General features: G+C 70.7%; 12 protein-coding genes and 1 pseudogene. 7 read left to right on the plus strand and 6 right to left on the minus strand.

The annotated features are described in order from the left end of the window. Nucleotides 1-722 (minus strand): ROK family transcriptional regulator (locus R6V09_RS32250; RefSeq protein ID WP_317884995.1); only part of this gene is annotated, 722 nt, incomplete at its 3' end. 162 nt (nt 723-884) lie between these two features. On the opposite strand from R6V09_RS32250, the gene R6V09_RS32255 reads away from it, so the two are divergent. Next, entirely contained in the window at nt 885-2,072 is a 1,188-nt protein-coding gene (locus tag R6V09_RS32255; protein ID WP_317884996.1) for a Gfo/Idh/MocA family protein, read from the plus strand. A 248-nt stretch (nt 2,073-2,320) separates the two neighbouring features. Then, nucleotides 2,321-3,274: a sugar phosphate isomerase/epimerase family protein gene (locus R6V09_RS32260; protein ID WP_317884997.1), complete on the plus strand. Its 954-nt coding sequence runs from the start codon at nt 2,321-2,323 to the stop codon at nt 3,272-3,274. Nucleotides 3,275-3,341: 67 nt separating this feature from the next. On the opposite strand, the gene R6V09_RS32265 is transcribed toward R6V09_RS32260, so the two are convergent. Together R6V09_RS32265 and R6V09_RS32270 are read right to left on the minus strand one after the other, a co-directional pair. Continuing rightward, complete coding sequence (locus tag R6V09_RS32265) at nt 3,342-4,244, minus strand: hypothetical protein (protein ID WP_317884998.1); 903 nt, start codon at nt 4,242-4,244, stop codon at nt 3,342-3,344. A gap of 225 nt (nt 4,245-4,469) precedes the next feature. After that, on the minus strand, nt 4,470-4,919 hold the full coding sequence (locus tag R6V09_RS32270; RefSeq protein ID WP_442810196.1) for a PucR family transcriptional regulator: 450 nt from the start codon (nt 4,917-4,919) through the stop codon (nt 4,470-4,472). On the opposite strand from R6V09_RS32270, the gene R6V09_RS32275 reads away from it, so the two are divergent. Together R6V09_RS32275 and R6V09_RS32280 are read left to right on the plus strand one after the other, a co-directional pair. Then, complete coding sequence (locus R6V09_RS32275; RefSeq protein ID WP_442810197.1) at nt 4,808-5,527, plus strand: fumarylacetoacetate hydrolase family protein; 720 nt, start codon at nt 4,808-4,810, stop codon at nt 5,525-5,527. The genes R6V09_RS32270 and R6V09_RS32275 overlap by 112 nt on opposite strands. Beyond that, entirely contained in the window at nt 5,524-6,246 is a 723-nt protein-coding gene (locus tag R6V09_RS32280; RefSeq protein ID WP_317885000.1) for a maleylpyruvate isomerase family mycothiol-dependent enzyme, read from the plus strand. The genes R6V09_RS32275 and R6V09_RS32280 overlap by 4 nt, the downstream gene beginning before the upstream one ends. A gap of 25 nt (nt 6,247-6,271) precedes the next feature. Here R6V09_RS32280 and R6V09_RS32285 read toward each other — a convergent pair whose 3' ends face one another. From R6V09_RS32285 to R6V09_RS32295, 3 genes are all read right to left on the minus strand, one after another. Further along, nucleotides 6,272-7,816, minus strand: a complete 1,545-nt coding sequence (locus R6V09_RS32285) for an amidase (protein ID WP_317885001.1) — start codon at nt 7,814-7,816, stop codon at nt 6,272-6,274. Between the two features lie 100 nt (nt 7,817-7,916). Continuing rightward, complete coding sequence (locus tag R6V09_RS32290; RefSeq protein WP_317885002.1) at nt 7,917-9,377, minus strand: substrate-binding protein; 1,461 nt, start codon at nt 9,375-9,377, stop codon at nt 7,917-7,919. A gap of 12 nt (nt 9,378-9,389) precedes the next feature. Beyond that, a complete protein-coding gene (locus R6V09_RS32295) occupies nt 9,390-9,740 on the minus strand; it encodes an ArsR/SmtB family transcription factor (protein WP_317885003.1) in 351 nt (116 codons plus the stop codon). A 575-nt stretch (nt 9,741-10,315) separates the two neighbouring features. Here R6V09_RS32295 and dhaK point away from each other — a divergent pair. The 3 genes and pseudogenes from dhaK to R6V09_RS32310 all read left to right on the plus strand — a co-directional run. After that, nucleotides 10,316-11,308, plus strand: coding sequence for a dihydroxyacetone kinase subunit DhaK (dhaK, locus tag R6V09_RS32300; protein WP_317885004.1), 993 nt, complete (start codon nt 10,316-10,318; stop codon nt 11,306-11,308). 46 nt (nt 11,309-11,354) lie between these two features. Further along, nucleotides 11,355-11,963 carry a dihydroxyacetone kinase subunit DhaL gene (gene dhaL / locus R6V09_RS32305; protein WP_317885005.1) on the plus strand — a complete coding sequence of 203 codons (609 nt, stop codon included), beginning with the start codon at nt 11,355-11,357 and terminating at the stop codon, nt 11,961-11,963. Nucleotide 11,964: 1 nt separating this feature from the next. Beyond that, a pseudogene (locus R6V09_RS32310) lies at nt 11,965-12,236 on the plus strand (PTS fructose transporter subunit IIA); the annotation flags it as partial.

Consider the following 12,236-nt stretch of genomic DNA (forward strand, 5'->3'; position numbering starts at 1 on the left):
CTTCCGATCTGGTGCAGCGTCCCGTCGGCGCGCACGAACCCGGCGCCGATGCCGGCGCCGACGGTCACGAACAGCACGGGCAACTGCTCGGGCGGCACCGTCCGCGCCTCGCCGAGCGCCATGAGGTTGACGTCGTTGTCCACCAGGACGGGGCAGCCGAGCTCGCCCCCGAGCCGCTCGGCCACCGGGAAGCCGTCCCAGCCCGGCATGATCGGCGGACGGACGGCCATACCGCGTGCCACGTCCACCGGACCCGGCAGTCCGACGACCAGGACACGGGGCCGGTCCCCCGGGACCTTCGCCTGTTCGAGCAGGTCGGTGAACTGGTCCACCAGAAGGTTCACGGTGCGCTCCGGGCCTTCGGCGAGCGGCCAGGGGACGGTCGTGTCGGCGAGCACCCGCTGGGTCAGGTCGGTCACCAGGCAGCGCGTCGAGAAGGTGGTGAGGTCGGCGATGAGCACGACACCCGCGTCCCCCGCGAGGCTGAGCCGCAGTGCCGGCCGTCCCCTCCCCCCGCCGCCGGCGTCCTCCCCGTGCAACAGACCCGCGTCCACCAGATCCTGCACGTGCGTGTGGATCGAGGACCGTGAGAGCCCGGTGAGCCTGGACAGGTCGAGGCGGTGGGACGCCTCGCCCGCCGCGATCAGCCGGGCTATCTGGCTGCGCACCGCGTCGGGATGACGGCGCGAGCCGCTGCCCGGTGCGCCCAGTCGTGCTGCCACGTTCGCTCCCCTGGGAAAGGCCGACGACACCAACGGACGATTAATATTCCAGAAACGACAATATTCAAAGGGCTTTCCTGACAGAAGTGTGCCTCTTACTGTTGGCCCTGGATGAGACCGGAACAGCGAGCTCCCGTACGGCACATGCCGAAAGGATCTTGCATGGCTGCCCCGACTGGGCACACCACACGCGCCACCGAAACTCCCGTACGACACCCCCGCATCCCGCGCCCACGGGTCGCCGTCCTCGGCGCGGGCATGATCGCGGGAGTCCACGTCCGCAGCGCCCGCGCGGCCGGTGCCGACGTGGTCGGCGTCCTGGCCTCCTCACCCGAGCGGAGCCGGGCGGTCGCACACGACTGGCAACTCGACGTCGGCTATCCGGACGTCGACGCCGTCCTGAACGACGACCGCATCGACGTGATCCACATCTGCACGCCCAACCACCTCCACGTCGCCCAGGCGCGCGACGCGCTGCTCGCCGGCAAGCACGTCATCTGCGAGAAGCCGATCGCCACTTCGGCGGCCGACGCCCGGTTGCTCGCCGACACCGCCGCAGCCTCGGGCCTGATCGCCACCGTGCCGTTCGTCTACCGCTACCACCCCATGGTCCGCGAGCTGCGGGCCCGGGTCGCGGCCGGCGACTTCGGCAGCTGGCAGCTGCTGCACGGTTCGTATCTGCAGGACTGGTTGCTCCCTCCGGAGAGCACCAGTTGGCGGGTGGACCCGGTCGCCGGCGGTCCGTCGAGGGCCTTCGCCGACATCGGCTCGCACTGGTTCGACCTCGTGGAGTGGGTGGCCGGGGTCCGGATCTCCGAGGTGCTGGCCGAGACCGCCACGACGGTCGCCGAACGACTCGACTCCGGGGGTCCCACGTTCTCCGGTGCGCCGCTCGCCGGCTCGGTGCGCGTCCCGGTCACCACGGAGGACGCGGTCGGGGTGCTCGGGCGGACGACGGACGGGGTCCTGATGTCCGCGACCGTCTCCCAGGTCTCGGCCGGCCGGAAGAACCGGCTGTGGTTCGAACTGGACGGCGCGGACGCCAGCGCCGTCTTCGACCAGGAACTGCCCGAGTCCCTGTGGCTCGGCTACGGAGACCGAAGCGAGACCCTCGTCCGCGATCCGACGTCCAACGCCCCTGAGGCGGCCCGGCTCTCGCTCGTACCCGCCGGGCACGCGCAGGGCTATCTGGAGTGCTTCGAGAACTTCGTCAAGGACACCTACGCGGCCCTGCGCGGCGAGGCACCGGAGGGCCTGCCCACCGTGCTCGACGGTGTACGGTCCGCGCACCTGGTGGACGCGGTCCTGGCTTCGGCAGACCGGCGTGCGTGGACGTCGGTTCCTGGATAGGCGGCCCGCATGAACCAGGATCCCCGGCTGATCAGCGCGCGTGGACCACGATCCCCGACCGGCCGGTGCGCGTGGACCACGGCCCTCGGCCGGTCGGCGCGCGTGGACCGCTGTCCCCGACCAGCCGGCCCGCGCGAACCACAAACCTCGACCGCCCGACGCGTGCGACTCCTCTCCCGGGCTGACCGGCGCATGTGACTCCTCGCCCCGGCCGCCCTCCCCACCCCTCTCACCGAAGGACCCGCGCCATGAAGCTCGGATTCCTGACCGCCTGCCTCCCCTCCCTGTCTCTTGACGAGATCGCCGACTGGGCCGCGGCCGAGGGCTACCAGACCCTCGAAGTCGCGGTGTGGCCGAACACCGGTGGCCGCGACTTCGAGGCCTCCCATCTCCCGGTGACGACCTTCTCGCAGGCCGACGAGGACGCGACCCGCGAACTGCTGCGCCGCACCGGCCTGGAGATCAGCTCCCTGGCCTACTACGAGAACAACCTGCACCCCGACCCCGCGACCCGTGAGGCGATCAGAACCCATCTCCGGCATGTGATCGACGTGGCGGCACGGCTGGGCGTGGAGTCGGTCGGCACCTTCATCGGACGCGATCCGGGGCTCTCCGTCGTGGAGAACCTGCGCGAGGGCGAGAAGATCCTCCCCGAACTGGTCGCCTACGCGGCGGATCGCGGCGTCAAGATCGTGATCGAGAACTGTGTGATGGAGGGCTGGCACCCCGACGGCTGTCCGGGCAACCTCGCCTACTCCCCCGAGCTGTGGGAGTGGATGTTCGGGCTCGGCTTCTACCTCAACTGGGACCCCTCACACCTCACTTGGATCGGCGTCGACCCCCTCACGACGATCGAGCCGTACATCGACCGGATCATCCACACCCAGGCCAAGGACGTCGAGCTCTTCCCCGCCAAGCGCGACCGGTTCGGCTTCTTCGGGACCGTGCACAAGGGCGACAACCCCTGGGAGATGGGCTGGTGGCGCTACCGGGTGCCCGGTCTGGGCGAGGTGGACTGGCGCCGGGTCGTCGACCGCTTCCACGAACTCGGCTACACCGGCACCGTCTCCGTGGAACACGAGGACCCTGTCTGGTCCGGCACCGAGGACAAGGTGAAGCAGGGCCTGCGCATCGCCCACCGGACACTGCGACCGCTCATCGGCGAGCAGGCAGTCGTGGAACGAGACGTCCCGGCCCCCTGAACTAGCCCATGCGGTAAGGGTGGTTCACGGGTGACCGTGAACCACCCCACCGGACGATTGCCGTGGATCAGCTGCCGTTCCTGCACATGGTGATCGAGCTGCACCCCCGGGAGTAGCCGTTCGCGGTGGGCGAGTCCAGGTTCGTGTCGTAGTTCCAGTCGGCGCTGCGGTCGGTGGCCGGGTCGTACGTGATGCGGGTCTGGGCGTGGTGCGGGTTGGCCACGAACTGGTCGTACTGGAACGTGATCGTGGACGGCACGAGGAGGCCGCGGTTGTAGCGGGCGGTCATCGTGTAGATACGGGCGCCGGTGATCGCCCAGTTGGGGATGTGCCGGACGTACGCCCACTCGTTCTGGGTGCGGTAGTGGTTGTAGAGGTCCGTGTTGCTGCGGATCTGGTCGGGGACGTACAGCGCGTTCCGCGCGTACGCCGGGTCGATCGTGTAGACGAATGTGCGCGCGGTGATCGTGCCGCGGAGGCAGCGTTCCATGAGGAACGGGCCGATCCCCGGAAGGATCGCGTAGGCGACGAGCCGTCCCGTGGAGCACTGGCTGTTCAGGGCGATGTTGGCCAGGTTGTTCACGCCCTGGCTCCGCGCGAAGTCCTCGGTGACGCCCAGCGTGCCCGAGGTCGAGATGTACTCGCTGTTCAGGGAGCGGTCACCCTGGACGTGGGACACGATGTCCGAGTTGGTGCCCCGAGACCAGAAGCCGGTGTTGAAGATGCCCTGGTTGTTGTCGGCGATCGGGGCGCGGGAGTCGCCGCGGTACAGGGTGGCCGGCATGGCGGCCTCAGCGACGATGTCCCGGTTGTGCAGGGTGGGGCAGTTCGACCCGGAGGAGGACGCGCCCGAGGAGGGACCGCCCGGGCAGGGGTAGGTCTGGGCCTGGGCGGTGGCCAGGGGGCCGAAGAGGGTGGCGATCAACGCCAGCACGGCGGCGGTCACGGTGGACGCGATCGTGTGCTTCACGCGACGGGAACGTCCGGGGCCGCGGGTCGGTGCGGCGGCGGTATGCGGATGCGTTCCCCGTGTGGGGGGCTCCGTGACATCTGGGTTGCGCATGACTCTGATCTCCAGGTTCCGGGTGCTCGCTCAGCACTTGAGCGACCCAGCCTGCGCACCCGGGAGTTGATTCGGCACCCCCTTCCATCAGGGAAATCAACTCTTACGACGGCGTGACCACCCGGCCCCGCGTCACATCAGCGGCAGCCGATTCGCGCTGAGGGCCAGGACCACCAGGGCCGCGTCCTCGGGGCGTCTGGGGTCGCGGCCGGTGAGTTCGGCGAAGCGGTTGAGGCGTTGCTGGATGGTGTTGCGGTGGCAGTACAGGGCGGCGGCCGTGTCGGCGACGGATCCGCTGCCCGACAGGTGCGTCTGCACGGTCTCCAGGAGCCGGTCCACCTCCGCCGGAGGAGCTCCCGCGTGCAGGCCGCCGAACACGTCGGCCGCCAGATCCCGGCCGAGGTCCCCGGCCCGGTGGACCAGGACGTCGAGCCAGCTGTCCTCCAGGCGTTGCGGTTCGCCGGCATCCGGTGGGAGCACGCGGGCCGTGGCGGTCGCCAGCGTCACCGCGCGGGGCACCTCGGTCAGCCCGGTCACCTCCGAGGAGACACCGCACGGCGTCCCCTGAAGCTGTGCCAGCACCGCGTCCCGGGTCACGCGATCTGCCCGAACACCCCACGCTCTTCGCTAAGTTCGGGGACAGCCTGATCGGAGCGGGCGACGACATCGCACGACCGGAGGAGACCTCCCAGTTCGACTGGGAGGTGGAACTCGCGGTCGTCATCGGCAAACCCGTGCGCCGGGCCACACCGGCCACGGCCGTGGAGGCGATCGCGGGCTTCACCGCGCTCAACGACATCACCTGCCGCGACTGGCAGTTCCGCACCCGCGAATGGCTGCAGGGCAAGATGTGGGACTCCTCGACGCCCGTCGGCCCCTACCTGGTGACGCCGGACGAACTGCCCGGCGGTGTACGCCCGGTGCTCGACGTGCGCCTGGAGGTGGACGGCGAGGTCATGCAGTCCGACTCCACCGGCGATCTGCTCTTCGACCCCGTCGCCCTCGTCGAGTACGTCTCCACGATCGTGCGGCTCAACCCCGGTGACATCATCGCCACCGGCACTCCCGGCGGGGTCGGCCACGCCCGCAAGCCCCCGCGCTTCCTGCTGGGCGGCGAGAGTGTGGTGGCGGAGGTCGCGGGGATCGGCCGGCTCGACAACCGGGTCGTCCAGGAAGGCAAAGCCCGATGAACCGGTCCCTCGCGGACACGCGCCGCTGGATTCGGGAAGGCACCGAACTCCTCGTCCACGCCACGACCCGACTCGACGAGGCGGCCTACGACGCGCCCTCGCTCCTCCCTGGCTGGTCCCGCAAACACGTGGTGGCACACGTCGCCGCCAACGCGGACGCCCTGGCCAACCTGGTCCACTGGGCCGCGACCGGCACGCCGACCCCGATGTACGCCTCCCCCGAGGAACGCGCGACCGGCATCAGGGAAGGCGCCCGACAGCCCGGCACCCGCCTCACGGAATGGCTCCGCCTCTCCTCCGATGCCTTGGAGAAGGCGATGGACGTACTGGACGAGAACCGGTGGGCGTCGCGCGTACTCACCGCGCAGGGCCGTACCGTCGCGGCCACCGAGATCCCGTGGCTGCGCTCGCGCGAGGTGTGGGTGCACGCGGTCGACCTCGGCAGCGGAATCGACTTCACCGCCCTGCCCGCCGACTTCCTCGCCGCGCTGTGCGACGACATCGTGACCAAACGCGGGGGCGCTCCAGGGCCTGAGGTCGTCCTCCGGCCGACCGACATGCCCGTTCGCTGGTATCTGCCCGGCGCACCCGACGAAGACGGTGCGGCGGTCACGGTCATGGGACCTCTCAGCGAGATCGCGGCCTACCTGGCCGGCCGCCCGCATGGCGCGACGACGCTCGGATCGGCGCCAGTGCCGGACCTGTCCGCCTGGTTGTGATCACCAGGCGGACAGGTCCGGGGTTTCATGAACCGATCCCGGTGGCAGGAGGCGTCGGAAATCCACCGACCGCCTGCTCATAGGTGTGCGCGACGCGCAGCACGGTGGCGTCGTCGAAGCGCCTGCCGGTGATCATCAGGCCGGCCGGAAGGCCGCCGACCAGGCCGGTCGGCACGCTGCACGACGGATGGCCGGTCACGTCGAAGGGCGCGGTGTTGCCGACCATCGACAACGCGGTGTGCAGGTAGTCGGCCAGGGAGACATCGGCGGGCGGGATCTCCTTGGCCGTGTAAGGCACGGTGGGCATGACCAGCACGTCGTACCGGTCCAGTGCCGCGTCGTAGGCCGCGCGGACTTCCGGGAGGAGGCGGCGGGCCATGCCGTAGTACTTCCCGCCCCCGGCCTCGAAGGTGTAACGGCCGGACAGGCCAACGAGCTTGACGGTCCTGGACAGCGTGGCGCCGCGGTCGACGCGCCCCTGCGCGTAGTGGGCGATCAGCTCCGGGTCGTAGAAGTCCTCGGTGTTCATGCCGTAGGCGTTGCCGTCGAGCATCTGATACGCGGCGCCCTCGGTCGCGATCACGTTCCACACGTGCAGGGCGTCCAGATGCCAGGGGATCGACACCTTCTCCACGGTGAGTCCGGCCGAGCCCAGCACGTCGATCGCGGCGTGGACGGCGTCGTCGACGCCGGGATCCGACACCGGCGTACCGAAGCCCTCCGTGACGACTCCGACGCGCAGGCCGGAGGCCGGTTCGGCCAGGGCCGCCAGGTAGTCCACCGGGGCGATCGTGTCGGGCTGACGCGGGTCGAAGCCGTCCACGCCGGCCAGGACGCCCAGCATGGCGGCGGTGTCGGTGACGGTGCGGGTCATCGGGCCTACGTGGTCGATGGTCCGCTCGATGGGGAAGGCGCCGGTGTAGGGCACCAGTCCGTGGGTGGGCTTGTGTCCCACGATGCCGCAGAAGGCGGCCGGCAGGCGGATCGAGCCGCCCTGGTCGCCGCCGAGGGCGAGGTCGACCTCCCCGGTCGCCACGAGTGCGCCACTGCCGCTGGACGAACCGCCCGTGTTCCGGCTCTCGTCCCACGGATTGCGCACGGGCCCCGGGTGCGAGGTGAAACTGGCTCCCGAGAAACACAGGTCCTCGCACACCGACTTGCCCGCGATCGTCGCACCGGCGTCGAGCAACCGCCGTACGACGACGGCGTCCTGGCGCGGGACGAAGCCCTCGACCGTGCGCGAACCGTTCATCATCGGCACGCCCGCGACCGCGATGTTGTCCTTCACCGCGACCGTACGGCCGGCCAGCGGGCCCTCGGTGGACTCGCTGACCGAGGTCTTCACATACCAGGCGCCCAGCCGGTTCTCGTCCGGAGCGGGCGATGTCCAGGGACGGTCGGGGACGGCGGGGGCCGTGCGCTCGTAGAGCCGCTCGACCGCCTCCGAGGCGGCGAGGGTGCCCGCCACCGCGGGCGCGAACTCTTCGAGTTCCCCGGCTGACAGGCCGAAGTGGAAGTGCTTGTCGATCGCCGCGAGGCGAGCGGCATCGGGCGCGGGGAGTGAGGACAAGGGACGACTCCTTTTCAGCTGGACAGGCATCAACCTAGAACATTGCGCCAATAGGTCAACACTTATTGACGTAACTTCTCGGTTAACCGGGCCTGCGGGGTTACAGCGAGACCGGTCGCAGCCCGGTGCCGGTCGCCTCGGCGACGAAGAGGTCCTGAGCGACCCGGCCGCTGTCGTCCAACGTGACGGTGCCGCGCGGCAGTTCGAACCTGCCGGGACGCATCGCCTCGGCGATCAGCCTCGGTTCGTCCGCGCCGACCCGGCGCGCGGCGGACCACCAGATGTGCGCCGCCTCGAAGACCGATTCGCTGAGGGTCGACAGCGGCGGGGCCCAGCGGCCGAACGCCTCCCGGTAGCGGTGGAGCAGTACGGCGTTGTCGGCCGACGCCAGTTGCTCGACGTAGCCGGAGACCGCGTAGAGGCCGGGCGCCGCGTCGGCTCCGACGTGTTCGAGGGTGGACTCGTCCATGGCAGGCGCGAGCGTGACGCACTGCTCGCGCAGGCCCATCGCGTAGCACTGCCGCTCGAACGCCGCGGCGTCCGCGCCCACGAACGTGGACAGCACGATGTCCGCGCCCGAAGCCTTCACCGAGTCGATGAGCGGCGCGAAGTCGCGCGCGCCCAGTGCGGCGTACCGCTCCCCCACCACCCGCCCGCCCGACCGCGGCAGGATCCGCCGGGCAGCCGCGTGTGTGCTGCGCGGCCAGCAGTAGTCGTTGCCGGCCAGGAACCAGCGTTTCCCGCCGACCGCCCGCATGAGCGGTCCCGCCGCCGCGACCAGCTGGTCGACGTGCCGCTCACCGAGCTGAACGCACAGCGGGCCGGCGCCACCGCCCTCGTTCATGTGGGGCTGCACGAGAAGTACGTCGGTCCCGGCGAGCGCCCGCGAGACCGCGAAGAAGGTGGCCGAGGTCGTGGCGACCAGGATCGTCCGGCAGCCGGCCCGGACCAGCCGCCGGGCCTCGGCGACACCGACCGCGGGGTCCGTGGCGTCGTCCCCGACCACCAGCTCCACCGGTCGGCCCCGCACCCCGCCCTCCGCGTTGATCTCCTCGACGGCGAGCATGGCCATGTGGTCCGTCGCGGCCCCGAACAGGCTGCCCAGGCCTGACTTGCTGTTCAGCAGACCGAGCCGCGGATTCGGATTCGGCGAGGACGCCCGACCGGCCGGCAGACCACGGCGGCGCATCAGCCACTCCAGCCCGGCCTCGTCGAGTTCGGCGAACAGCCGGACCCTGGTCCCGCCACGCTCGGCGTCGAAACGCAACTTGATCCGGCCCCGCCAGGGCTGGTCGTGCACGATCTCGATACGGCCGCCCTGTCCTGGGTACCCGCGTACGGGCGACGGTGGCCGTACCTCGGTGATCCGGCCGATGATCTCCACCCCGTCGGCGACCGGGCCACCGAGCGGAGCACCCATCCGCACCACCGCGCCCACCGCGACCCGGTCGCACTCGACGTCGAACACCCAGCCCGCCCCTGCGCCCGCGCCGAACAGGCCGAACGTCGCGAGCGGCGATGCGTCGGTCCATTGCTCGGCGGGCAGCAGAAGTGCGGCCATCACGTCACCTCATCAGGCGGACCGGCTGTCCCGGACGTCGGAGCCGGTCGGCGTCTCCTCCGCCGCCGCGGCCCGGCCGGCGTCGGCGAGCGCGCCCTGGAACAGCGCTTGCAGCGTCGCGATGACGTCGCGTGCGGGGCCTGCCGGGTCGATCGAGTAGTGCCGGAACCGGCCTTCCTTGCGCTCGGTCACGAGACCGGCGGAACGCAGCACACGCAGATGGCTGGAGACTCCGGTACGACCGATGCTGCTGATCTGCTCGGCCAGCTCGCCCACGGTGCACTCCTCGCGTTCGGCCAGCACGCCCAGGATCTGGCGGCGTACGGGGTCGGCGAGTGCGTCGAACGCCAGGTCTGCGGGCACCTGTGATCGCCCCCTCCATAGGTCAACGACGATTGACATGTCGCAGCTTAGTCCAGGTGGCCGGGCGCGCGGCGGAAGTGACGGCTCAGGCTCAGTTGTGACGGTCGCCAGGCCCGCACCTTCAGCGGTCGGTGGCGATTCCGGCCACCAGATCGAGATCGGGGTGCGCCCGGCCGTCGCTGTGATGCTGTCGACCGCCGGGCCGAGACCGCCACAGCAGGCCCGTGGCGCAAGTGACCACGCAGTGCGGTCAGATGGCCCTGGCCCCGCCCAAGATCGGACCAGCTCCGCCGCTCAGGCCAAGAGCTTGGCCGGCACGTCCACGAGCGTCCGAGCCCGTGACCTTCACTGCTTCAAGGTCGATACTTTCCATAGGGGCGTTCGCGCAGCCCCTCAGCCGACCAGCCCCAGATGCCTGACGACCCGTCACCAAAGTCAGCATTGAGTCAGCATCAGCACCGACAGAGCCCGCTACCGACCGCCGAGAACCGCCAGGACCGACAACCGGCCAAACCCACTCCGGCCAGCAAAGAGGCAGGTCAGAGGCCCAGCAGCTAGTGTCATAGGAGGTACCGATGAAGATGTTGATCAACGTCGCGGAGACCGTGGTCACGGACGCGCTGCGGGGTATGGCTGCCGCCCATCCCGAGTTGACCGTGGACATCGAGAACCGGGTGATCGTACGGCGGGACGCTCCCGTGGCCGGGCAGGTCGCGCTGATTTCCGGTGGCGGATCGGGGCACGAGCCGTTGCACGGTGGGTTCGTGGGTCCGGGGATGCTGTCGGCGGCCTGTCCCGGTGAGGTGTTCACATCGCCGGTGCCGGACCAGATGGTGCGCGCCGCGGCGGCCGTGGACAGTGGGGCCGGCGTGCTGTTCATCGTGAAGAACTACACCGGGGACGTCCTCAACTTCGACATGGCGGCGGAGCTGGCCGAGGACGAGGGCATCCAGACCGCCAAGGTGCTGGTCAATGACGATGTGGCCGTCACCGACAGCCTCTACACCGCGGGACGGCGCGGCACGGGCGCCACCCTGTTCGTCGAGAAGATCGCCGGTGCCGCCGCGGCCGAGGGGCAGCCGCTGGACCGGGTGACGGCGATCGCCCGGCAGGTCAACGAGAACTCGCGCAGCTTCGGCGTCGCGCTCAGCGCCTGCACCACCCCCGCCAAGGGCAGCCCCACCTTCGATCTGCCGCCGGGCGAACTGGAGTTGGGCGTCGGCATCCACGGTGAGCCGGGCCGGGAGCGGCGGGCGATGATGACCTCCGGCGAGATCGCGGACTTCGCCGTGCACGCGATCCTGGAGGACATGTCGCCGCGCAATCCGGTCCTGGTCCTGGTCAACGGCATGGGCGCGACCCCGCTCCTGGAGCTGTACGGCTTCAACGCCGAGGTGCACCGGGTGCTCGCCGAGCGCGGGGTCGCCGTCGCCCGCACACTGGTCGGCAACTACGTCACGTCCCTCGACATGGCGGGCGCCTCGGTCACCCTGTGCCAGATCGACGAGGAGCTGCTGCGGCTGTGGGACGCGCCGGTGAAGACGCCGGGACTGCGCTGGGGCATGTGACACGGCAGCGCAGCCGGCCAACTCACCCATCACGCAAGGAGATCCAGTGCTCGACGCCGACTTCTTCCGCCGTTGGATGACGGCGACCGCCGCCTCCGTCGCACGCCAGGCGGAACGGCTCACCGACCTCGACTCACCCATCGGCGACGCCGACCACGGCGCGAACCTGAAGCGCGGGTTCACCGCCGTGACGGCCACCCTGGAGAAGGAGGCGCCGGCCACCCCCGGCGCCGTCCTCACGCTCGCCGGCCGCACGCTCATCTCGACGGTCGGCGGCGCGTCGGGGCCGCTCTACGGCACGCTGCTGCGCCGTACCGGCAAGGCGCTCGGGGATGCCGCCGAGGTGAGTGAGGAGGAGTTCGCCGGCGCGCTGCGCACCGGAGTCGACGCGGTCATGACCCTCGGCGGTGCCGCGCCCGGTGACAAGACCATGATCGACGCACTGGTCCCGGCGGTCGACGCCCTGTCGGAGGGCTTCGCCGCGGCCCGGGCCGCCGCCGAGGAGGGCGCCGTGGCGACCACACCGCTGCAGGCCCGCAAGGGCCGGGCGAGCTATCTCGGGGAGCGGAGCATCGGGCACCAGGACCCGGGCGCCACCTCGTCCGCACTGCTGATCGCCGCGCTCCAGGAAGCCGCGGAGGCGTCCGGTGAGTGACGTGCGTGGCCCTAGCGACCAGAAGATCGTCGGGATCGTGCTGGTGTCGCACAGCGCTCAAGTCGCCGCCGCCGTGGCCGAGTTGGCGCGCGGGTTGTCCGGCTCGGGCGCGGCCGTGCCGCTCGCTCCGGCCGGCGGCACCGAGGGCGGCGGGCTCGGCACCAGTTCCGAACTGATCGCCGCCGCTGCCGCGTCCGTCGACCGCGGCGCCGGAGTCGCCGTCCTCACCGACCTGGGCAGCGCCGTGCCCACCGTGAAGGCCCTCCTCGCCGA

Source organism: Streptomyces sp. W16 (assembly GCF_033194735.1).
Classification (GTDB): domain Bacteria; phylum Actinomycetota; class Actinomycetes; order Streptomycetales; family Streptomycetaceae; genus Streptomyces.